18 protein-coding genes and 1 CRISPR repeat array are annotated in these 23,471 nt (G+C 43.9%); of the genes, 9 read left to right on the top strand and 9 right to left on the bottom strand.

Annotated features, from left to right (window positions below; genetic code table 11):
- Nucleotides 1-62 precede the first annotated feature (62 nt).
- The gene (locus D9Y29_RS05965) at nucleotides 63-1,295 is read left to right on the top strand and encodes an ATP-binding protein (protein ID WP_127126030.1); all 1,233 of its coding nucleotides are present in this window, start codon (nucleotides 63-65) and stop codon (nucleotides 1,293-1,295) included.
- Here the strand turns inward: D9Y29_RS05965 and D9Y29_RS05970 are convergent.
- Nucleotides 1,290-2,465: an ATP-binding protein gene (locus tag D9Y29_RS05970; RefSeq protein WP_127126032.1), complete on the bottom strand. Its 1,176-nt coding sequence runs from the start codon at nucleotides 2,463-2,465 to the stop codon at nucleotides 1,290-1,292. The two genes, D9Y29_RS05965 and D9Y29_RS05970, sit on opposite strands and share 6 nt — an antisense overlap.
- A gap of 451 nt (nucleotides 2,466-2,916) precedes the next feature.
- Between D9Y29_RS05970 and cas9 (D9Y29_RS26650) the strand changes: the two genes are divergently transcribed.
- The 4 genes from cas9 (D9Y29_RS26650) to cas2 are packed head-to-tail and all read left to right on the top strand — an operon-like array spanning nucleotide 2,917 to nucleotide 8,697.
- Nucleotides 2,917-4,152: a type II CRISPR RNA-guided endonuclease Cas9 gene (gene cas9 / locus D9Y29_RS26650; protein WP_206513723.1), complete on the top strand. Its 1,236-nt coding sequence runs from the start codon at nucleotides 2,917-2,919 to the stop codon at nucleotides 4,150-4,152.
- A 14-nt stretch (nucleotides 4,153-4,166) separates the two neighbouring features.
- Nucleotides 4,167-7,433 carry a type II CRISPR RNA-guided endonuclease Cas9 gene (cas9, locus tag D9Y29_RS05975; RefSeq protein ID WP_206513724.1) on the top strand — a complete coding sequence of 1,089 codons (3,267 nt, stop codon included), beginning with the start codon at nucleotides 4,167-4,169 and terminating at the stop codon, nucleotides 7,431-7,433.
- Nucleotides 7,434-7,436: 3 nt separating this feature from the next.
- Nucleotides 7,437-8,333, top strand: a complete 897-nt coding sequence (gene cas1, locus D9Y29_RS05980) for a type II CRISPR-associated endonuclease Cas1 (RefSeq protein ID WP_127126034.1) — start codon at nucleotides 7,437-7,439, stop codon at nucleotides 8,331-8,333.
- Nucleotides 8,334-8,391: 58 nt separating this feature from the next.
- Complete coding sequence (gene cas2, locus D9Y29_RS05985; protein ID WP_206513735.1) at nucleotides 8,392-8,697, top strand: CRISPR-associated endonuclease Cas2; 306 nt, start codon at nucleotides 8,392-8,394, stop codon at nucleotides 8,695-8,697.
- Between the two features lie 110 nt (nucleotides 8,698-8,807).
- Nucleotides 8,808-9,930: a CRISPR direct-repeat array (repeat unit 47 nt; unit sequence GTTGTGTCTGACCTAAGATAAACTAAATTTTGAAAGCTTGATACAAC).
- An 18-nt stretch (nucleotides 9,931-9,948) separates the two neighbouring features.
- On the opposite strand, the gene D9Y29_RS05990 is transcribed toward cas2, so the two are convergent.
- Nucleotides 9,949-10,770 (bottom strand): HEPN domain-containing protein, encoded by an 822-nt coding sequence (locus D9Y29_RS05990; protein ID WP_127126038.1) that lies wholly within the window; start codon nucleotides 10,768-10,770, stop codon nucleotides 9,949-9,951.
- A 10-nt stretch (nucleotides 10,771-10,780) separates the two neighbouring features.
- A complete protein-coding gene (locus tag D9Y29_RS05995) occupies nucleotides 10,781-11,077 on the bottom strand; it encodes a hypothetical protein (protein WP_127126040.1) in 297 nt (98 codons plus the stop codon).
- A gap of 447 nt (nucleotides 11,078-11,524) precedes the next feature.
- Here D9Y29_RS05995 and D9Y29_RS06000 point away from each other — a divergent pair, with 447 nt between their 5' ends.
- Complete coding sequence (locus tag D9Y29_RS06000; protein WP_127126042.1) at nucleotides 11,525-11,770, top strand: XRE family transcriptional regulator; 246 nt, start codon at nucleotides 11,525-11,527, stop codon at nucleotides 11,768-11,770.
- Between the two features lie 33 nt (nucleotides 11,771-11,803).
- Here D9Y29_RS06000 and D9Y29_RS06005 read toward each other — a convergent pair whose 3' ends face one another.
- On the bottom strand, nucleotides 11,804-12,607 hold the full coding sequence (locus tag D9Y29_RS06005) for a hypothetical protein (protein ID WP_127126044.1): 804 nt from the start codon (nucleotides 12,605-12,607) through the stop codon (nucleotides 11,804-11,806).
- 208 nt (nucleotides 12,608-12,815) lie between these two features.
- Here D9Y29_RS06005 and D9Y29_RS06010 point away from each other — a divergent pair, with 208 nt between their 5' ends.
- The gene (locus D9Y29_RS06010; protein ID WP_127126046.1) at nucleotides 12,816-13,175 is read left to right on the top strand and encodes a SnoaL-like domain-containing protein; all 360 of its coding nucleotides are present in this window, start codon (nucleotides 12,816-12,818) and stop codon (nucleotides 13,173-13,175) included.
- A gap of 3 nt (nucleotides 13,176-13,178) precedes the next feature.
- On the opposite strand, the gene cmk is transcribed toward D9Y29_RS06010, so the two are convergent.
- The 3 genes from cmk to D9Y29_RS06025 all read right to left on the bottom strand — a co-directional run bounded on the left by cmk (nucleotide 13,179) and on the right by D9Y29_RS06025 (nucleotide 17,706).
- Nucleotides 13,179-13,856 carry a (d)CMP kinase gene (gene cmk, locus D9Y29_RS06015; RefSeq protein ID WP_127126048.1) on the bottom strand — a complete coding sequence of 226 codons (678 nt, stop codon included), beginning with the start codon at nucleotides 13,854-13,856 and terminating at the stop codon, nucleotides 13,179-13,181.
- A gap of 58 nt (nucleotides 13,857-13,914) precedes the next feature.
- The gene (locus tag D9Y29_RS06020) at nucleotides 13,915-14,622 is read right to left on the bottom strand and encodes a class I SAM-dependent methyltransferase (protein WP_127126050.1); all 708 of its coding nucleotides are present in this window, start codon (nucleotides 14,620-14,622) and stop codon (nucleotides 13,915-13,917) included.
- Between the two features lie 555 nt (nucleotides 14,623-15,177).
- Nucleotides 15,178-17,706: an ATP-dependent Clp protease ATP-binding subunit gene (locus D9Y29_RS06025; protein WP_127126052.1), complete on the bottom strand. Its 2,529-nt coding sequence runs from the start codon at nucleotides 17,704-17,706 to the stop codon at nucleotides 15,178-15,180.
- 95 nt (nucleotides 17,707-17,801) lie between these two features.
- Here D9Y29_RS06025 and D9Y29_RS06030 point away from each other — a divergent pair, with 95 nt between their 5' ends.
- Together D9Y29_RS06030 and D9Y29_RS06035 are read left to right on the top strand one after the other, a co-directional pair.
- Nucleotides 17,802-18,185, top strand: coding sequence for an STAS domain-containing protein (locus tag D9Y29_RS06030; RefSeq protein WP_127126054.1), 384 nt, complete (start codon nucleotides 17,802-17,804; stop codon nucleotides 18,183-18,185).
- 35 nt (nucleotides 18,186-18,220) lie between these two features.
- Nucleotides 18,221-18,901, top strand: coding sequence for a 2-C-methyl-D-erythritol 4-phosphate cytidylyltransferase (locus D9Y29_RS06035; RefSeq protein ID WP_127126056.1), 681 nt, complete (start codon nucleotides 18,221-18,223; stop codon nucleotides 18,899-18,901).
- Between the two features lie 652 nt (nucleotides 18,902-19,553).
- Here the strand turns inward: D9Y29_RS06035 and D9Y29_RS06040 are convergent.
- The gene (locus tag D9Y29_RS06040; RefSeq protein WP_127126058.1) at nucleotides 19,554-20,513 is read right to left on the bottom strand and encodes a hypothetical protein; all 960 of its coding nucleotides are present in this window, start codon (nucleotides 20,511-20,513) and stop codon (nucleotides 19,554-19,556) included.
- Between the two features lie 13 nt (nucleotides 20,514-20,526).
- Nucleotides 20,527-23,421 carry a M1 family metallopeptidase gene (locus D9Y29_RS06045; RefSeq protein ID WP_127126060.1) on the bottom strand — a complete coding sequence of 965 codons (2,895 nt, stop codon included), beginning with the start codon at nucleotides 23,419-23,421 and terminating at the stop codon, nucleotides 20,527-20,529.
- Nucleotides 23,422-23,471: the final 50 nt, after the last annotated feature.

Below are 23,471 nucleotides of genomic sequence, written 5' to 3' on the forward strand. Positions count from 1 at the left end.
CTGATATTTTTGAAGTATCACTGCAAAAAAAACCGATACTTTTGCAGTAGAAAAATATACTTATGCAAAGAGGGGATGCCTTACAAATACTAAAAGACCATTTATCCAAGCCACAGCATACAATTCTGGTAGGGCCGAGACAGGTTGGAAAAACTACCCTGGTAAAACAACTTTCCGAAATACTAACAAAGCAGAAAGAGATAAATTATTTCATCAGCTTTGAAGACCTCACAATTCTACGCACAATTGATGAACATCCTGAAAATATATTTAATTACACACTCCTCCCATCAGAAATCCCGGAAGGGAAAAAGCTTTACATAATAATTGATGAAGTACAATATGCAAACAACCCCAGCAACTTCTTAAAGCTACTGTATGACAAATACCACGACAGCATTAAAATAATTGCTACCGGAAGTAGTGGATTTTACATTGATAAAAGCTTTAAGGATAGTTTGGCAGGAAGAAAAAAAGTATTTGAAATATATCCGCTTTCTTTTGACGAATATCTGCATTTCAAACAAGAGGATGATCTGATTACAGAGTTACAGCAAATTCGTAAAAGAAAAACCTATACAGGGTTGCAAAAAATAAAGATTGATATCCTCTTCGACGAATACATCGTATATGGTGGTTATCCGGCAGTTGTACTTGCCTCCAATATTGATGAGAAACAGGAAATACTCAAGGAACTGGTCAATAGCTATATGAAAAAAGATGCACTGGAAGCAGGTGTAAAGGAAGAGTACAAATTCTTTCAGTTGGCAAGGATCTTAGCAGAACAATCCGGAAATCAGGTCAATCATCATGAAATTGGTAACACCCTTCAAATGTCTGGCCATACTGTAGATAATTATGTTTATCTCTTGCAAAAGAGCTTTATCATTCAGTTGCTACGCCCCATGTTTGGCAACCTGCGCAAAGAGATCACCAAAATGCCAAAGGTATATTACAATGATACAGGGCTTCGCAATGCATTGCTGAACAACTTCAACAACCTGAACCAACGCCTGGATAAAGGTCCTCTTCTTGAAAATTATGTCTATACAAGATTGAGAGATCTGTATACTCCAGAGTCACTCCGCTATTGGCGTACTTCAGATGGTAGTGAAGTTGATTTTGTGATAGAACAATCGTTGCATAAAGGATTGGCTTACGAAGTAAAATACAATGATGCATTGTATAAAGCTTCGAAGTACTATAAATTTATGGAAGCTTATCCCGGATTTCCATTAAGCGTGATAAGTAAAGAAGCTGGCAAGGAAGAAACACAGGAAGTGATCAGACTATGAATTAGAAGGTCCCTGGATATTTTTCCAGCTCATTACTTTGTATTTACTCCAGTTTTCGTTTTCATTTCCACCGTAAATAAGCGTTTTCTCAACTATTGCAGGTGCTGCTATTTGTTCAAAGCGGTCCATTTCTTTGAACAATGAATTGCTTACCGTTTCTGTTGCTTTTATTTCCGCAATCTCAAATCCATTACTTATTTTTCTCAGCAGATCTACTTCATTGCCATTACTATCCTGCCAAAAAAAATAATCATAGTGGAGATATTGGTGATGATTTTTCTTTTGATATTCTGCAATCACCATATTTTCAAAAACCTGTCCTTTTGATCTGTTTTCGCTCAACTCTTCAGGTGTTCTGATTCCAAGCAGATAACTCAACAGGCCGGTGTCATAAAAATATAGCTTAGGAGTTTTTATCTGGCGCTTATTGAAGTTTTGATGATATGGCTGAAGGAGAAAAATGATATAGCTGCTTTCCAGTAAGGAGAGCCAGGCTCTGGCTGTGTTCACACTAATATCACATTCATTGGCCAGTGCACTTATGTTTAAAAGTTGTCCGGCTCTTCCTGCGCATAAACTCACGAACGTCCTGAATATTTTTAACTCCTTAATATTTAAGAGCTCGGTTACATCCTTTTCAATATAAGTTTGCAGATAGTTGGAATAAAAAACTACAGGATCGATTTGTCTGTCAAAAATTGCAGGATAAAATCCTTTTATAGCCGCTTGCAGGTAAGTAGTTTCCAGTAATTGCTCTGAACCCAATTCATAAAAATCCAAAGGCAGTAATTTGAACAACGCAACTCTTCCTGCCAATGATTGTGTTATGTTATTCAACAAATGAAAGTTTTGAGAACCGGAAAGAATATACTGTCCCATTAACCCCGACTCATCAACTCTTGCCTGAATATAAGAGAATAGCGAAGGCGCTCTTTGTACTTCATCGAGAATAACAAACTTATCATATTGATTGAGGAATCCAACGGGATCTACAGTTGCGAACTCACGGGTATTAGGGTTTTCCAGCGAAACATATCTGTAATGGCTGAACAGGTTTTTCAGCAAGGTGGTTTTACCAGATTGCCTGGGCCCAGTAACAGCCAGAACAGGAAATTTTGATATTTGTGCCTCTATAATTGGAGTTAATTGCCTGGAAACGAAGGTACCCATATCATAAAACTATGGAATTTATTACAAATAACATAGTTCTAATTAAGCAATTTACATAATACTCATTAACTGATTTACATAAAGATTATTCAATAATAGCCAGAGACTGAGGGAACTTTAATAGATGTTGATATCAAGACAAATCCCATAAACATAGCCATCAGTAATTGCTGCCTCTGTCCGGTAAGCTTTTTATTTCTTCGGGAATTGATTATCTTGGTTGGTAAGTCTTGCTGATAATGCTTCCTTTCGTTCAGGATCAATTTTTTCACTCAGCATTACTTTTTCTTGTGTGTTTCTCCTTTGTTTCCCAACCAGTTAGTCTATAAAAAAAGAAAGCGACTTGCGCCGCTTTAAATGTGTAATACAACGGAATAATCCTTATTGTATCAATCTTTCAAAATTTAGATTTTAAAGATAAGAATAAATCAAAAAAAACGGTTTCGCCACTATGAAAAAAATAATTCTCGGCCTGGACCTGGGCACTAACTCTATCGGGTGGGCACTTACCCTTCAATCTTCCAACGGGAACAAGATCCTTGCTTCAGGTTGCCGAATCATTCCAATGTCGCAGGATGAATTGTCCAACTTCGACAAAGGCCAATCACAGTCCCCCACCGCAGAAAGGACCCGTCTGAGAACCGCACGGCGCCTCAGGGAGAGAAAACTACTGCGAAGAGAAAGATTGCATCGCATCCTGAACCTTTGCGGATTTCTTCCTAACCATTATGCAGCGCAAATCGACTTCATCAACCATCCTGGTAAATTTTTTCCTGGCACAGAACCGAAACTCAGTTCCATTCCGGGGGCCACTGGCGAAGCAGCATTCTATTTCATGGACAGTTTCCATGAAATGGTCCGGGACTTTGCTACACATCAGCCGCAAATAGTTGCCGGCGGGAAAAGTATTCCTGCCAACTGGACGATCTATTTCCTTCGAAAAAAAGCGCTCACCCAGAAAATCAGCAAGGAGGAACTTGCCTGGATATTGCTCCATTTCAATCAAAAAAGAGGTTATAATCAACTCCGGGAAGAGGAAGAAGATGCTACCCCAAAAAAGCAGGTAGAGTACAAATCACTTCTTGTAACCAAAGTTGTTGAAGAGGAAAAGAAAAAAGATGAAACCTGGTACGCCATCCATTTGGAAAATGGATTCATATACAAAAGGAAGAGTAAATCTCCCATCAACTGGGAAGGTTCATACCGGGATTTCATAGTTACTACCGACCTCAACGAAGATGGATCAGTAAAAAATGATAAATATGGAAAAGAATCGCGCAGTATTCGCGCTCCCTTAGCAGACGACTGGACCCTGCTCAAAAAGAAGACTGAAGCAGACCTGGAAAAATCGAAGAAAACGCCCGGGGAATATATCTATGATGCCCTCCTTCAAAATCCATCGCAAAAGATCAAAGGACGATTGATCAATGTGATTGAGCGCAAGTACTACAAGGAGGAAATTCAACTCATCCTGCAAAGACAGGCAACTTTTCACCCGGAGTTTGCTAATGAAGCTCTTTTTAAACAATGCCTGGAGGAATTATATCCTCACAATATCAATCACAGGAACCATCTGCAACCGAAAGGTATCGCTTATCTTTTAATAGAAGATATCCTATTCTATCAGCGTCCCCTGAAAAGCAAAAAATCACTGATCAGCAATTGCAGGTTTGAATTCCGTTTATAAAAAAAGACGGGGAGTTGATCAAAGAATACCTCAAATGCCTGCCTGCTTCCCACTCTCTTTTCCAGGAATTTCGTTTATGGAACTTCATCCAACGGATCCGGATAATCGAAAAAGAAAAACAGGAAAACGGGAAACTTGTAATAGACGATGACGTAACCAATGAGTACCTGGCTACTCCTGAACAAAAGGCTGATTTATTTCAATGGCTCAATGAAAGAAAGGAAATCGATGAAAAAGCATTTTTGAAATATCCCGGTTTTCAATTGGGAAAGAATGCTGGTAATTTCAGGTGGAACCATCTTCCTGACAAAAAATATCCCGCCAACGAAACCAGGACGGCTATCAAAAGCAGGCTCAAACTGGTAACGACAGATGCAGAGGGCTTTCTAACCCAGGAAAGGGAAGTTGCCCTTTGGCATATCCTTTATTCTGTGGAGAATAAGGCGGACCTTGAGAAAGCACTCAAAACTTTTGCAACGAAGCACAATCTCGACCTTTCATTTGTAGAGCAATTTCGAAAATTCCCCCCTTTCGAAAATGACCACGGAGCTTATTCTCAAAAAAGTCTCAACAAATTATTGCCGTTGATACGGTCAGGAAAATACTGGAATGAAAATGACATCGACTCCGTTACCCGTCAGCGGATCGATCATTTAGTCAATGCAGAGGCTGACGAAACCATCAGTGAAACCGTGAGAAAGCAGACCGGTCACATGACAAGCATTGAAGATTTCCAGGGACTTCCTGAGTGGCTGGCAACAAGTATTGTTTATAACCGTCATGCAGAGAGTGACCAGGCAAATAAATGGGATAGGCCAGATGACATACAACTTGTTCCACAACATTCGCTACGCAATCCGATTGTTGAAAAGATAGTGAATGAAACCCTGCGCGTTGTAAAGGATATCTGGGTCGAATACGGACAATCGCAGCCAGGATTCTTCCAGGAAATCCACGTAGAACTGGGTCGTGAAATGAAAAATCCGAATGAAAAAAGGAAACAAATCACCGATCAGAACAGGGTAAATGAAAACACCCATCTCAGGCTCAAAGCATTGTTGTTGGAGCTCATGAATGATGGAACCTTCGAGAATGTTCGGCCTCATTCTCCCATGCAACTGGAGATACTCAAACTCTATGAAGAAGGAGCTCTAAGCAGCAATGAGGTACCGGAAGATATCGCAACCATTGCAAAATTGCCGCAACCTTCCAGTCAGCAACTCCTTAAATATAAGTTGTGGCTACAGCAGAGATACAGATCGCCGTACACAGGAGCTATTATCCCCCTGACTAAACTATTCACCAGGGATTATGACATTGAACATATCATTCCTCGCTCCCGCTTCTTTGATGATTCGTTCAACAATAAAGTGATCTGTGAAAGGGTTATCAACAGTGATTATAAAGACAACCGGCTGGCCTATGAATTTATCAGCCAGAAGGGCGGAACTCCAGTTCCAGAACTCTCCAACGGAGGTAAACCCATTACCATTTTTACCCTGGCAGAATATGAGCATTTCATCAAATTGAATTATTCCGGCAATAAGAGTAAGTTGAAAAGATTGATGATGGCCGAAATTCCTGAAAGTTTCATTCAGCGGCAGTTGAATGATAGCCGGTATATCAGTAAAATGGTAAAACAACTGCTTTCCAATGTAGTAAGGGAGCAAAATGAGGAGGACGCCACTTCAAAAAATCTGTTAGTAAGTAACGGCAGCATCACTTCAACCCTCCGCCAGCATTGGGGCCTGAATGACATCTGGAGTCAATTGGTTGCTCCAAGATTTGAAAGGATGAATGCAATAACCAAGAGTAATGATTACGGCCAATGGGTTAACAAGGAAGGGAAAAAATATTTTCAAGCAGAAGTGCCTCTTACGAAACAGAAGAACTTCTCGAAGAAAAGGATCGATCACCGTCATCATGCCCTGGATGCAATCATTGTAGCCTGCACTACCCGCAATCATGTCAATTTCATGAACAATGAGCATGCGGCAGACAAAGGAAATATCAGATATGAGCTTCGCCAATTGCTTTGTGAGAAAAAAAATAATCAACCCGGTTCCGGAGATTATTCCTGGTTTTTCAAAAAACCCTGGGCAACATTTACAGAGGAAGTAAAATCATCATTACAAAATATCATTCCCAGTTTCAGGCAACAGGTAGTGATACTTACGCGCGCCCGAAATAAACACCTGGCCTGGAGAAAGGACGAACAAGGCAATTTGAAAAAAATACTGGTTACGCAACAAAGCGCTCATCATTGGGCCATCAGGAAGCCACTGCATCAGGCCACAGTATCTGGCAGGGTTGAACTGGCATCGGTCAAACAGGTCAGATTGATGGAAGCCATACCGCAATGGAAAAACATTGTGGATAAAAGGCTTCGATCTTTTATTAAAAAACTGGTGTTGGAGGGAAATGATGAAAAGCAACTGGTGCAATATTTCAAGAAAACAAAAAACTTGTGGAATGGGCAAGATATATCAAAGGTAGAGGTTCATTTCAGGGATGCTGACTTTGTAGCTTCACGGAAGGAATTGGATGATAAATTCGATAAAAAGAGAATTGCAAAAGTTACTTCTCCTGCCATCCAAAATATTTTGCTTAAACACCTGGCAAAGTTTGATGAAGTGACTGATGGCGCCATAAAAGAAAACCCGGAGAAGGCATTTTCACCAGAGGGGCTGGAAGAGTTGAACCGAAATATCATTGAATTGAATGACGGCAAGTTCCACAAGCCAATTTATAAAGTCAGGCTGGCTGAGATAACCGGTTATAAGTTTCAGGTTGGCCAATCTTACAATAGCCGGCATAAATATGTGGAAGCAGAAAAAGGTACAAACTTATTTTTTGGGATTTACTTAAATGAGAAAGGAAATCGCGTGTATGAAACCATCCGTTTGGATGAGGCCATTGAACGCAGAAAGCAGGGAGAGTTACCCGTTCCGGAACGTAATGCAGATGGGCACCCGCTATTATTCAGCTTATCACCCAATGATCTCATATATATGCCTGACGAAGATGAAATCGAAAATGGTAAAGTGAACGTACCGGAACCATTAAGCCTGTTGGATGTAAGAAAAATTTACAAAATTGTCAATTTCACAGGAGTTACTCTTTTGGCCATTCCCTGTCATGTTGCCAAACTCATTTCGGATGGCCAGGAATTTACATCAGGCAATAAACTGCAACTTGCATTGAACGGTCTATCTATCCGTGAGAAATGTGTAAAACTGATTGTTGACAGGCTGGGACAGGTAAAGAAACTAATACAGTAAGCTATGATCAAGCGGACATTGTATTTTGGCAACCCTGCATATTTGAAACTTTCCAATGAGCAGATGGTCATCGAGCTGCCTTCAGAAAGCGAAACAAAATCAGCGCCAATTGAAGATATTGGGCTGGTGATCCTGGACCATCAGCAAATCACCATCACTCAGGCACTCATCGCTAAATTGCTGGCGAACAATGTTGCCCTGATCACTTGTGATCAAACACATCATCCTACAGGATTATTATTGAACCTCGATGGCAATAATTTGCAAAGCCAGCACTTCAGGGAGCAGATCGAAGCCACCGTTCCTTTGAAAAAGCAGTTATGGCAACAAACAGTATCAGCTAAAATTTACAACCAGGCAGTTTTGCTAGGCATTCAGAAGCAGGAGAACAAATTATTGATCAATTACGCCAACGAAGTAAAAAGCGGCGATAGCGGAAATCATGAAGCTAAAGCAGCAGCCTATTATTGGAAAAAATTATTCCCGGATTTTCTTTGTTTCAAGAGGGAGCGATTTGGCGCTCCACCAAACAACTTACTCAATTATGGTTATGCGATCCTGAGGGGGTTGGTTGCACGTAACCTGGTAGGATCGGGATTGCTGCCTACACTGGGTATCCATCATCGTAATCAATATAATGCTTATTGCCTTGCTGATGATATTATGGAACCTTACCGCCCGTTTGTGGACAGGGAAGTGTGTCAAATTATACGTTCTAATGGTCAATATCTTGAGATGACACCGTCCATGAAAAAAGCTTTGTTGTCGGTTCCTGCAATGGATGTGATGATCGATGGGCAAAAAAGCCCTTTAATGATTGCTGTTCAGAGAACCACTGCCAGTCTCTGTAAATGTTATTCAGGGGAAACCCGAAAAATAGTTTATCCTGTATTGAGTTGACATTTTATACATGGCCTCTACCAATACATCATTTGAACGACTAAATGCTTACAGGATCATGTGGGTACTGGTTTTTTTCGATCTACCAACCGAAACGAAAAAAGACAGGAAAATCTATGCCAGGTTCCGAAAGGAGATCCTGGCAGATGGTTTTCAGATGTTTCAATTCAGTATTTACCTGAGGCATTGTAGCAGCCGGGAAAACGCAGAAGTGCATATTCAAAGGGTGAAAAAAATATTACCACCGAAAGGCCATGTAGGAATTATGTGTGTAACTGATAAACAGTTTGGGATGATGGAGATATTTCAGGGAAAGGAACCTGCTAAAACACCGGATACAGCTCAGCAGCTTGAATTATTCTGACAGGATGGGAAAAATGAATTGATTGAGGTGAAAAATACCAGAAATTGCTCGAAATTATTATCGATCAAACAGGCCAGAACACACAACAGGAAAGGGTTTCAACCATTCCTGTTGTGTCTGACCTAAGATAAACTAAATTTTGAAAGCTTGATACAACCAAAGATTACAACCTTGAAAACCTGCGCGCGTTGTGTCTGACCTAAGATAAACTAAATTTTGAAAGCTTGATACAACTGCAACAGCATCAATATTTGCGGGCACAAGTTGTGTCTGACCTAAGATAAACTAAATTTTGAAAGCTTGATACAACAGCTTTTAGTAATGCCAGGAGCACCGAAACGTTGTGTCTGACCTAAGATAAACTAAATTTTGAAAGCTTGATACAACATGTTGGTATCCCATGTCTTTGAAGAAGAGGTTGTGTCTGACCTAAGATAAACTAAATTTTGAAAGCTTGATACAACCGGTATCGGAAATATGTTTTGCGTGCTAATGTTGTGTCTGACCTAAGATAAACTAAATTTTGAAAGCTTGATACAACTCAATGCACTGGTTGGCGCAGATCCTGACTGTTGTGTCTGACCTAAGATAAACTAAATTTTGAAAGCTTGATACAACACCGGGTCGTATTACCGGTAATATGCGGTCGTTGTGTCTGACCTAAGATAAACTAAATTTTGAAAGCTTGATACAACCTGCGTTACATTGCGCGTTACTTCTGTGTGGTTGTGTCTGACCTAAGATAAACTAAATTTTGAAAGCTTGATACAACCCTCGACAGCATGCGGAACAGAATTCCAACGTTGTGTCTGACCTAAGATAAACTAAATTTTGAAAGCTTGATACAACGCTGTGATGTAATCATTGGTATCAACAATGTTGTGTCTGACCTAAGATAAACTAAATTTTGAAAGCTTGATACAACCGCACCCGGAAATGAACAGAGAAAGCAATAGTTGTGTCTGACCTAAGATAAACTAAATTTTGAAAGCTTGATACAACGGCGCCCTTACTGGCGTGAACCGTGTAATTGTTGTGTCTGACCTAAGATAAACTAAATTTTGAAAGCTTGATACAACTGAATTCTATCATCTCGATAAGAGGCTTGAGTTGTGTCTGACCTAAGATAAACTAAATTTTGAAAGCTTGATACAACTCACACAACAAAAGCTGTTCGTATGAAATCGTTGTGTCTGACCTAAGATAAACTAAATTTCAAATGCCTAGTACCGGATTTTATCCAAAAATCATTCAAGCCCGTCGAGCCAAAGGGGTTAGCATGCTCACTATACTATCAATCTTCTTTACCCTCTCCATCAAGATTTCAACTTGCTCCATGGAAATATAATATTCCTTATACCGGCTATGAATATACGCTTGTTGAAGCAGCTTAAACAACTCCTTATCTGACTCCTCAACTCGAGGAAAAACCTGATTCAGTTCTGGGGATATCAAAGTTGAATAACGCAAGAGCTTATCAATATTATGAGTATTCGACCTCAGACCCATATTTCTAAGCAGAAACGAAATACAAGCGTGCTCGGCAGCCTGGTGAAGATTGAAAGCGCAGATCGCAAGATCTTTCCGCAACTGGAATAATTCGGCTGCAGCCAGAAAAGATGTGCTTCTCTGGAAGGCATTTCGAGATTCATCTAAATGAGTTGTGAACACCTGATCACGCAAACTCCAATCCGGCTGCGGAATAGAAGTTATTCCGGAATCATACAAAAGTGGAGCTTCTTCAATCACTTTTGTGGCAAAATATTGCCCATTCCGCATCCATTGGCATAAGAACTTTGCAGGATAAACAATCAAATGAATTGGAGTTTTTTTCTTATTTCGTTGTTCGAGCATGTCCACTATCACATCATCACTGCGCCTCTCCCCTTCCCTTGTTAGTAGCAATAAAAAATAAGATGAAGCAGGGCCTTTGATTTCCTGAGCAGGACAAAAAATTGAGCTTACAAATCCATTCACTTCTACACCAAGTAAAAACACCTTATCCAATGCTACAGCTGATTGCATCCTGCTAACTAATTCAGCAAGAGCGTCCGAAGGTTGATAAGGAAACATAGTTCAGATTTTATGAGGTTGTTCTGTAAGAAGCCGGAAGCTCATCTTTTATCAATAAGTAACTGGCCTCTGCCATTAACACCAGCTGCCTCGTAAAAAACAGGAAATTACTCCTGTCTCTTGGCTCAGCATATTCTTCGCAATCATTCGTTAAAGCCACTTCTTTGAATTCCTCGATGAATGTCCGGAAATCATCCAGGTGATAGGAAGTCCAGAATTCGCGAACCACCTTTTCCGGTTTTCGTAATTGCTCTACATTCAGATGCACAGGTTGATTGTAATACGGGCTTCTCTTTTTTGTACCCATAAAAAATGTTTTTAATGATGAATGAAAGGGTGCAAGCCCTGAAAACTCAAAGCCGCAGAATAAGCTGGAAATGCGAGGGAATAGATTGGCAGGAACTGGTAATGCCAGGCCCCTCGTCTTGCCCTCAGTTACCGCTAAGTATCCATGCCAGCAAGCTGATAGAGGGGCCGGGCACTACACGATCAGGTAGCGGCGGCACTTATCTCATATCATCCCGGCATGGAGAAACACTTAGCGGAGTTTCTGACGAGAATAATGAGCGAAGTCCTTCTAAGGAAGGATCACAAGAATGGATTGTCTTTCCATTAAAGACAGGAAACTAATCTACCAAAGCCATAACCACCACTAAGGTAAATCGAATAATTCAAAATATCAAATTTGTGTTTCTCTATTTTGAGTACCCCTAATGTGAGAATACCTAATTCAACAATTTCAGTTTATTTGTGTATGAAGAAAAAGAGGGAATTAAAAGCTTCACATAAAGCGTGGTTGAAGAAGATTGGAAACCACTATAAAGAATTACGCATTGCTGCAGAGCATACCAACCGTAATTTTTTTTCTTATGAACACGGGTTGAATCCTACACAAATTTCCAGGCTTGAAAGTGGGGAGGACATGTATTTAACTTCATTATTTACTGCGTTAGATGCGTTAAAAATTTCTCCAGATAAATTTTTTGCTGGCATCAAGTAGAGAAAGATTAATGCAAAGGAAATCCTTCCCTCTTCACCCCACTTCCAACACCTTCGCACAGCCCGCCCGTTGCGCCTGCAAAATATCATCCTTATCCTGCACCACACCATAACAAATACCAATCGTCAGCATCATCGTGCAATCATCGGCCAACTCTTTCCCATCCAGCCTGATCTCGATTTCCATTTCCGGAGATCCTTTCTTAACCGGAAACCAACCCGTATCACGCATTCCATGAGGATGAGCTTTGTTGGAATTATCCTTCACCACCGGACCATGCTTTGACCAGCTAACATCAGGTATAACGCCTAAGGTTACCCTAAACCGGTAATAAGCATATTTGCTTTGACTAAAGAAATTAACACCAGGAATAATCGCAGGAATATGAACCAATGCAGATAACCCCTCACGGTTGATCTCTGCTTTTACAGGGTACCTGACCACAGCATCGAAAATATTATTCTTATTCAATGAAAACCCTGTCAGTACTTCTTTTTGCCGGGATAGAAAAACTCCCCGCTGACCGAGATCATTCACTTTATCCAACACCTGCACCTTTCGCATCAACGCATTCAACGGTCCTGCAAAATTGTAATCCGCAAGCATGTTCTGGTAGATCATTGCCGTTCTCACATACCTGACTATCCTGGCACGGATCTTGAACTCACTTTGGCTATGTCTCATATTTGAAAATTGGGGACTCTTGCGGATTGCGGATTTCTTAGGACCGCCCTTTCTCCGGATAATCACTTTGTCCACTCCGCGCATGGTATAAAAAGAAAGCCCATTCATCAACGCATCCATAGCTGCTTTGGAAGATGCCGGTATCTTTGCCATAGAATTTGGTTTTGCCTAAATTACCACTTAACCATGTTATTTAATTCTTTAATAATAAAGATATCACTTATCTTAAATGAGAAACAATATATAAGGGTTATCTAAGGAATATATAAGTGATATCTAAGTAATATCTTCATTCCCTTAATAGGAATCCAGCGGGCCCAGGCCCGCTTTTTGCACTCATCATCCTAAAACCAATAACTCTATGACCACTAAAGAGATCGCCACCAAAATGGCCAATTACTGCCGCGAAGGACAATGGGAACCAGCCCAGAAAGCATTCTATGCAGATGATGTTTCCAGCATCGAACCTTATGCCACTGCGGATTTCGAAAAAGAGACGAAGGGATTGAAAAACATTCTTGCAAAAGGCGAAAAATTCCAAAGCATGGTGGAAGAAATGCACAGTATCGAGGTAGGGGAACCTATCCTTGCGGAAAACTCCTTCGCTTTTGTGATGACCATGGACGTTACCATGAAAGGCAAAGGCAGGATGAAGATGCCGGAACTCTGCGTGTATACTTTGAAAAATGGAAAAGTGATCACAGAGCAGTTCTACTTGTGATTGCTACAATCTTTCCTTCACCCATTCCAGGGCGATATCCAACTGTTGCCTGATGGTAAGATGGGAATTGTCCAGCACCAGGGCGTCTTCTGCCTGTCTTAACGGGCTTACTTCCCTGTGGGAATCTATATAATCGCGCATCTCAAGATTGGCCCTCACTTCTTCAATGGTCACATTGGGATTCTTTTCATAGAGCTCTTTGAAACGACGCTGAACGCGGATCGCATTATCAGCAGTCATGAAAATTTTAAGCTCTGCATCAGGGAATACTACAGTACCAATATCGCGACCATCCATCACGATCCCTTTCTTTCTACCCATCGCCTGTTGCTGCTTAACGGCAAATTCGCGGACTTCACGGATAGCGGCTACTTCGCTTACTTTTTCAGCTACCACCAGGTCGCGGATCACATATTCCACGTTCTCATCGTTGAGGAACATTTCGCTTTGTCCATTCTTATGATTGGCGTGGAATTCGAGCTTGATATGCCCCAATGCTTCATGTACTGCTTCGGGATGGGTCCAGTCAACATGATTGCGGAGAAAGTAAAGAGTGATGGAGCGATACATGGCGCCACTGTCGATATACACATATCCCAGTTCTCTCGCCAGTTGTTTTGCAAGGGTGCTTTTGCCACAGCTGCTCCAGCCGTCGATAGTGATGATGATCTTCTTGTTCATGTTGCAATGCAAAAATGCGGAAAAAGCGGGAATCCGCAATAAGTGGTGTCCGGGGCAATCATCCCGCCGGGCTTATTTTGGGAGAACAAACAGCAACCTGTGTAATGCTTTTATCATGCAGTACATGATGCTCATCCACATTGAACCATCGCCTGAGATAGTTCCTGAATTCGGCGCCATTCCATTCCCTGTAATGGGCTGTATTGGCGGGAGGGCCAAAATCTTTTTTCCCAGCCTCCAGATCTCGCTCGGGTGTGCTGATCACGAGAAGTCTGAAAGGAATATCTTCCAGGAATTCCATCAGGTCATCCGGATTAGGAATATGCTCAATCACATCGGAACAGATCACCAGGTCGCCTTCCAGTGAAGCAGGATCTGTTTCATCAAAAAGCGCCCATTCATGTTGCGGGTATTGTTGTTTCAACCAACTGAAGGTAGGCTCCACCTCTACGCCTGTGATCTTGTACCTGCCGAACATATTCACGAGTTTGAATGCGCTTCCGCATCCGATATCGAGGATCGATGGCTGATCCATGGCGGACGCTTTTGCCAGCGCCAGCTCATACACGCTGCGCTGCCATTCATCTTTATTGATCGTATCATCAAAATCTTCTGCGCTGATGGCGTGGTGATAGCCGGGTTTGATGGAGTAGAAAGAATGAGGTTGCCAACGCATATTGCGGTTGCCGAACAAGCGGTAGAATTTCTTTGGAACGATACGGTTCAATACGCGCATGCGGTGCTTCCAATTGTTGGCAGAACTCATGCCGCAATGTTAAAGCATTTGATTCTGTAAAACAAGAAAGCGGTCCAGCAAACTGGCCCGCCTCCTTAATAATGTAGTGGGCGACGACAAAGTGGACTCACTACTGTAAGTCACCTGGTTTTCGGTAAGCACTGGATTTTTTAGTAGTGTCCATGCCCCTGATCAGGGTGGTGGCATCGCGAAAAATGGCCGGCGCCTCATCAAGGAAGCAAAACACAAGGACTTATATTTTTTAAACGATGGCTATTGGGAAAAAAGTATACACTTAACGGATTTTAATCTGCAAACAGAGGCGATGAAAAGAGGGCATCTCTTTGCTATTCGGAGACCCCACTCGCTCGCCTCTGGCGAGTGAGTATTATTCCGTCGCCTCCGGCGACACAGTGCTCGCCGGAGGCGAGCAAATACAAGTCACTCGCCGGGAGGCGAGCGACTGCCCGCACGCCGCCCTCTTTAGTCACCCCCGGCGCATGCGAGTCTATTACTTTGCAAAAAGAAGGCCCCGCCTTTCGACGGAGCCTAAGTGTTTCCTTGTAGTGAAAAACTATATTGAGCTTATGCTTCTGATTTTGTTGACTTACTGGGTTCCTGGATAGTGAACGTAATCTTGTTGTTCTCTTTGTCCAGGTCCGCAATCATGGTATCACCCTGTTTGATGTGCAGGTTCAGGATCTCTTCCGCCAGCGGATCTTCCAGGTATTTCTGGATGGCCCTGTGCAGCGGACGGGCGCCGAACTGAACATCGTAACCTTTCTCTGCAATGAAGTTCTTCGCTTCTTCGGTGAGCTCCAGTGTGAATCCGAGTGATTGCAAACGCTTGGTAACACCCTTCATCAGGATATCGATGATCTTGAAGATATTCTCCTTGGTGAGGGAATTGAAGATGATCACATCATCGATACGGTTGAGGAACTCGGGAGAGAAAGTACGTTTCAGCGCTTTCTCGATCACAGCCTTGTTGTTCTCATCGGAAGATTGAGTGCGGGCTGCTGTTGCAAAACCTACACCTTCCCCGAAATCTTTCAACTGGCGTACACCGATATTCGAAGTCATGATGATAGTAGTATTCTTGAAGTCCACTTTTCTACCGAGACCATCGGTGAGTTGACCATCGTCCAGCACCTGCAACAGGATATTGTAAATATCGGGGTGTGCTTTTTCGATCTCATCCAGCAGGATCACGGAGTAAGGTTTGCGGCGCACTCTTTCGGTGAGCTGACCACCTTCTTCGTATCCAACATATCCGGGAGGAGCGCCGATCAGGCGGCTCACGGTGAATTTTTCCATGTATTCACTCATATCGATACGCACCAGCGCATCTTCAGAGTCGAACATATAACGGGCGAGTGAACGCGCCAGCTCGGTTTTACCTACACCGGTAGGTCCGAGGAAGATGAAGGTACCGATGGGTTTCTTCGGATCTTTCAGGCCCACGCGGTTACGCTGGATGGCTTTCACCACTTTCTCGATGGCTTCGTCCTGACCAACAACCATTCCCTTCATGTCTTCAGACATGCGACGGAGTTTTTCGCTTTCAGCCTGTACCATCCGTTTAACGGGGATACCGGTCATCATGCTCACCACTTCGGCAATGGCTTCGTCGTCTATGGGATACCGTTTGTGTTTGCTTTCCTCTTCCCATCCTGCTTTCGCTTTTTCCAGTTCTTCCTGGAGGCGTTTTTCAGTATCGCGGAGGGAAGCGGCTTCTTCAAACTTCTGACTCTTCACCACTTTATTCTTTTCCACTTTTACATCTTCGATCTTCTTCTCGAGATCGAGGATCTCTTTGGGCACATTGATGTTCTTGAGGTGAACGCGTGCGCCTACTTCATCCATCACGTCGATTGCCTTGTCTGGCAGGAGACGGTCTGTGATGTAGCGGTCGCTGAGTTTCACACAAGCCTCGATGGCATCGTCGCTGTAAGTAACGTTGTGGTAGTCTTCGTATTTGGACTTGATATTGTTGAGGATCTGGATGGTCTCGTCTACGGAAGGCGGTTCAACCATTACTTTCTGGAAGCGGCGGTCGAGGGCGCCATCTTTTTCGATATACATCCTGTACTCGTCGAGCGTGGAAGCGCCGATGCATTGGAGCTCACCTCTGGCGAGGGCTGGTTTGAAGATATTGGAAGCATCCAGTGAACCGGAAGCGCCGCCGGCGCCCACGATGGTGTGGATCTCATCGATGAACAGGATCACGTCGCGGTTCTTTTCGAGCTCGTTCATGATCGCTTTCATTCTTTCTTCAAACTGACCACGGTATTTGGTGCCTGCCACGAGAGCGGCGAGGTCCAGTGAGATCACACGTTTGTCGAACAACACGCGTGATACTTTTCTTTGCACGATACGTAACGCCAATCCTTCCACGATAGCGGTTTTACCAACACCTGGTTCACCGATGAGGATCGGGTTGTTCTTTTTGCGGCGTGAGAGGATCTGAGATACACGTTCGATCTCGGCTTCACGTCCTACGATGGGATCGAGTGATCCGTTCTCTGCAAGTCTGGTGATGTCGCGGCCGAAATTATCGAGCACGGGCGTTTTGCTTTTTGCATTGCCTGATGCGCGTGATTTCTGTTGCGAATATTTTTTCTCTTCATCAAAATCATCTTCACCTTCATCAGCGTACTCGCTTCGTACGTCGTTGCTCTTCACCACGCCTAATTCATTTCTGAAAAGATCGTAATCCACGTCGAATTGATTTAAAATTTGAGTAGCTATGTTTTCTTTGTTCTTGAGAATCGAGAGCATCAAGTGTTCGGTTTCCACCGTAGGGCTCTTGAGCGCTTTTGCCTCGAGCACGGTTACACGAATTACCTTTTCCGCCTGTTTGGTTAGGGGTAAACTATTTATGTTGGCAATATTCTTTCCGGTTTTGTCCTTCACCGCCATCTCCACTTCCTTTCTGAGCTCATAAAGGTCTACATTGAAGCTCTTGAGAATGCGGACAGCAGTGTTCTCTCCTTCCCGGATTAACCCCAGCAACAAATGTTCGGTACCGATAAAATCGTTCCCCAGCCTTAAAGCCTCCTCCCTGCTAAACGAAATGATCTCTTTCACCTGGGCTGAAAAATTGTTGTCCATTTTTATAATTTGTTGTGTTATACAATAATAACGAATATTTTTGACATCTGTTCGAGCCGTCTTATTAACGGTTGTTAACAAGTACCAAGTGTGTTATGAAGGTCAAAATTGATACCAAGCAAAAATTCCATGTCATTTACATCAAAGAACCAGTTCTTTCTGGCAATATGACAGCGGAATTGAGTGAAAGTCTGCTTCCTTTCCTCCAAATTGACGTTAAGAACGTGATCGTTAATTTGAAAGACATTGAAAACATGGACGAAGCTGCCGCTGAAACATTGTTAAAGCTTCAACAAACCTTTTACGAGCAACAGGCCAGCTTTGTAATCTGTGAGCTTCAATCGTCTGTAAAAGACCAGCTGGACCAAATGGAACTGCTGGACCTGCTGAACGTAACCCCCTCCGAAAGTGAGGCCTGGGACATAGTTCAGATGGAGGAAATCGAAAGAGAGTTGCTTGGTGGCGATAATGAGTTCTGACGATTGCCCGCCGCCACCCATCACAACCAAAACGAATGAAGAAATTTGCCGTGATAGTAGCCGGTGGATCCGGCCTCCGTATGGGTACCCAGGTCCCCAAACAATTCCTGCCCCTGCGCGATAAACCCGTGCTCTGGTACACACTCACCGCCTTCCTGGAAGCATTCGATGACCTCACCATCATCCTCGTTCTGCCTGAATCACATCTCCAGACAGGTCATGAGATCCTTCGCTCCACCTTCGATCCCGATCGCATCTGGATGACCACGGGAGGGGAAACACGTTTCCATTCCGTCAAAAACGGACTGGATCATATCCACCAACACTCCATCGTTTTCGTTCATGATGGCGTAAGATGCCTCCTCACCCCGGACCTCATCCGCCGCTGCTTCAATATGGCCCAGGAACGCGGCAACGCCATCCCCGCCGTAACCGCAGTTGATAGTATCCGCATCGAAACCTTCAATGGGAATGCTGCAATAGACCGCAACAAAATAAAAATCATACAAACACCGCAAACATTCTACTCGGACCTCATCAAAGCAGCATTCGAACAGGAATATGATGAAAGCTTTACCGACGAAGCCAGCGTAGTGGAAAAACTAGGCGTGAAAATACATCTGCTGGAAGGTGAACCCACAAATATCAAGATCACCAGACCGCTGGATATCCTCATAGCAGAAAAAATCCTTGAGGAACGCGAAATGGGGATTTGAGTTAGGGGCGTGATATTCGCAATGGTTTATTGGGCTGGGTTCGCGAAGGGATCTGTCTACGCGGCTGAGAAACGAACCAGCGCTTTGGGTTGATTGATGGGCTGTGGGTTGGTTGGATCAGGCGGTAGTAATTCTATTGATCTTCTTCGCTTACGATTCTGAGGCCGCTTATGACATATCCCGTTCGCTCAATCACGCTGTGAGAGGGGGATGGGTGAGAGTGCAGCAGTGCTGATGAAATGATGCTGCGGTGTCCGGGCTTTGGAATTTTTGAGTAATGATGGATTGAATTGCGTTTTGTCAATCAGTCCTTAATACTACTAATTCAATATTCAATTATTCCTGAATTCCTTTATAGTGTTATTCCACTTTCATTCATTTCCAGAATACCATCCTTCCACCATTCATTCTCATTAATCCTAACAGCAATATTTAACCGAAATGCGTAACGGCAGACCTATCGGATTTCATCAGACTAACCAAATATAAAACAGAACTGATGCACCCGCAACATCATGCCGGCGAGGGTTCTGAAAAACAGGCCTTGAAAACAAAAGCGAAAAAAGCACAATAGCATTCCTCCCGCCCCATCTATCCTATCCATCGCTCAATAAATATCCTCCCGCGACGGTTTGTTTTCCAGACTGCTTTTTCAGATCCCGAGAAGGCGAATTGGCCACGGTAGGCGGTTAATACGGAGTGACGGATATGTTTCCAGGCTCGCGCCGAAACTGCTGTAAAAGAAAGCCAGGTTGCGGATATCGGAACCCTCGAAGTCAAGAATGAGGTCCTGGCCCGCATGCTGGTGAATGAAACGGTCGATGAGGAAATGAGAGGCGCCACTGGTGCGGCCATTGGGATGATTGCCTACCAGGATATAACAGGCACGATTGTTCGAAAATACGTAAGCACAGCTGGCAAGCAGGTTGTTGTTGACATCATAGACACCGCAGGCAATGGCTTTGCTTTGCTCATGCAGGTGGTTGAAGAGCGATTCAAAGTTCTGATAATCGCGGTCGGTAAGGTTGGTGATCCCCTGCATCTGGGATTTGGAAAGACTTAGTACCTCTGAAATGGGAATATTTGTTTCATAACGGCTATTGAGCTGCTGCGCCTTTTTGATATTGCGCCGGATATTCTCACGGTATCCAGATTGAAGAGTTTCGTAGGGAGACCTGAGGTCCAGTACATAGTTGTTGCGAAGGGAAATGCTGGCGTTCTTTCGGGAGCTGGTATTGGCATCTTTATTGGCACTGGTATTTTTAAAAGCATTGGCCTGGTTGAGCTCGATCTCGATCAGGCGGAATTTTTTGGGAATGGCAGACAGGAAAGCCTCGATCAGTGAAGGCGTGAGATGATTCCCGAATATCCCCAGCTGCGCGGTAAATGGAGGCTGGTACAAATAAGCTATTCCGTATTTGCTGTTCCAGGTGAGTGGCATCACGGCTTCGTAATCACCCAGGACCAGCGCGCTCCATTGCTTACACATATGGTCCAGGTAAATACTGTACGCATAGGGAAGCCCGTTATCAGCCTTTTGGATAGCGGCATCCCAGCGCTGGACATCCAGTTCTGACCGTGTCAGGTATCGTATGGCGGGAAGGGGCTGCATGCCGGGCTATGCCTTAGAATGAATAATAGTTTTTAGTCATCCTGCGCAGGTTCAACCTGTGAATATCGATGCTGAAAGAGATCTTCTTCAGGAATTTGTTTTCTTCGGGAACTGTTTTGAGATTATCGCGGAATTCTTTGCTGTACACCACCGGTATATAGATATTGATCAGTTCGCGGTACAGCACCAGTTGTACGCCGCCCACATAGAGAAAACGGCTGGTATAGGCATCTTTCTTCCAGGCTTCAGCATAGGTGCCAACGTCCAGGAACAAACGAACAGGTAGTTCGATGGGGAACATTTTTGCCGGAAGCGTGGTGTTGAAGTTCATGGAAGCGATCCAGTTATCGGACCTTCCCTGGAGGTCCTGAAAAAGATCAGTGCGCAGTTTGAGGCCGCCATCGCGGACCATGATCTGTTGATTACCGATCCCCTCCTGTTCGTTACGACCGATAAAATAATTGCTGTAGGTGTAATCTTCATAACCACGTACGGCCGTGAGTTTGGGCTGGTACCTGATGGTGCGGAATTCTTTTTCAGGTGTATGGCCGCCGATATAGCCGAACCTGGCTGCAAAGGCGCGCACCTGTAAACCGCCACCTGTACCGTAATTGAGAAAATAATTACCGGTTGCGGATGCCCGGTAGAAGCCATCCCCCTGCTGGATCTGGAATTGCGCATCATAGGGATACAGGGTCCTGTAATTGGTAACGTTCCAGGTCAGTTGATTGATATAGCTGGTTTTCGTTTCTCCTTTGTAAGGATGATAAAGAGAGTCCTTGCTGCTCAAAGCGTAATTGAAACCACGCTCACCAATGATGAAGGTCTTCCATTCTATCCAGTGCTCGATGGGGTTACGGGCGGTCTTGTTACCGAAGGTGACCCGCAGTTGCGGCGTGAACCTGTAATAACCGCCAAACAGTTTATTGCTGTTGCTGTCAACACCTTCCATCGTGGAAAAGCGTGCGGCGCCAAGGCCGATATCGATCTTTCTTATTTTCCTGTCGGGCAGAAAGGTATAACCGATCCTTCCCACGCCATTCACCTGTTTGCTGCCGAATGCATAGAGCGGTGCAAGAACGTAACGGAATTTATGGAAAGGCGGATTGTAATTATGAATAAGCAGGCCGGCCATGAGTTTATCATAACTGTTATAGCCCAGCGCAGGGAAGAAGTTGATGTAATTCACTTTGTCGTTATCCCTGAAGTTGAACATGAAAGTGGGTTTGAGTTTCTTTCTGCCGAAATACGGGGATATATCTCCTTTACGGTCCAGTTCTTTGAAGAAATTATCCAGGTTGCGGCCGGAAGTCTCTTCCATTACTTTACGAAAGTCATCAGGCGAAGGATGCCTGAACTGCCATTGTTTAAAATACTCCTGCATGCAGCTGTCGAACAGGCGGGTGCCCAGCGTTTTCTGAAGCTCCTGCATCCAGAGGCCTGTTTTCATGTAGGCCACTACGGCATAGTTGAGCGGAGTGAAATCCGCGCTTTTAGTGGTGATGGGTTGGTCCAGTTTGTCTTTGGCAACAACGGACACGAACAAACGCGGATCGTCTTCAGGAATGCGGCGGGTCATCCAGTTTCCACCGGAGTCTTTATTAAGCTCACTAAAGCGGATATCGTAATAGGTATTGATGCCTTCGTCCATCCAGGGATTGTCTCTTTCATTGGAGCCGATAACGCCGTAGAACCAGTTATGGCCTACTTCGTGACCTATCAGTCTTTCCAGGTCTGAAGCAGTGCTCACCGGAGAAATGCTGGTGATGGTGGGATATTCCATTCCGCCGCTGAACCCCATGGGTGTTTCTGCAACACTTACCACATCATAAGGATATTCGCCGATCACTTCAGAACGCCAGCGGATGGCTTCTTTCAGCATAGGGAGTCCTTTTTTCCATAATTCGCTTTTGGATGGCAAGCGGAATACATTGGCGGTGACCAGGCGGCCGGAAGCCAGCTGGATTGTATCGGAATCGAGAATGAATTCAGGATTGGCGAACCAGGCAAAATCGTGTATACGGTCCTGTTTGAACTGCAGGGTGCGTGTAGGTATGGCTCTTTCTACCTTAACAGGCGCATCCGGCGGAGGATCGTTAGTGATGGCGAGCGCCGCTTTTTTATTCTTGTTCTTATTGAAGGATGAAGTTGCAGGTTTCTTCACCGGCTTCTTCTCCATGAGGAAAGGATGTTTCTTCTTTTCTACTTTTTTCGGAGCGGGTGCTGAACCGGCCGGGGGGAGGTAAGATCCCATCACCAGATTGCCGGTGGCGGCAACAGCATAGTATTCGGGAACGGTGATGCGCACATCGTAACTACCATATTCACTGTAGAATTCTCCCTGGTCCAGATAAGGCATGGGATGCCAGCCCTGTTTGTCGTACACCGCCGGTTTTGGATACCATTGCGCTACCTGGTATGCATGGTCCTTCCAGCCGCTTCTGCTGAAAACGCCGGGCAACTTCACATGGAATGGTGTAGTGATCTGGGTTTGTGCGCCGGGCGCCAATGGTTGAGGGAGCCAAACTTTCACCACATCAATAAATTGCGGATGATCTTCGGTTCTGATACTGGCATTGTTCACGCGGAAATCAAGCCTGTTGATATACCCGCGTTTTTCCATATCCGAAAAATAGAAATCAGTACGGCCGTTCTCCAGCAGTTGATCGGAGAATGCCGTACGATCGTTCTTGTAGGCATTGGGCCATAAATGGAACCAGATGAAATGAAGTGTATCGGGAGAATGATTGATGTACTGCAGCTTAAGCATACCATCGAGGGTATGTTCCTTGTCGTTCAAACTAACGTCGATGGTATAGTGAACTTCCTGTTGCCAGTAGTTTGATTGCGCGTAGAGTGAGGATTGAAGCAGTAAGCACCAGCCAATGAGTAGTAGAAGTCTGTGCACGAACGTACCTTTTATCAAAAATAAGGGATTACAAAGGAGATACAAAGCAA

Source organism: Pseudoflavitalea rhizosphaerae (genome assembly GCF_003991355.1).
Lineage (GTDB): Bacteria > Bacteroidota > Bacteroidia > Chitinophagales > Chitinophagaceae > Pseudobacter > Pseudobacter rhizosphaerae.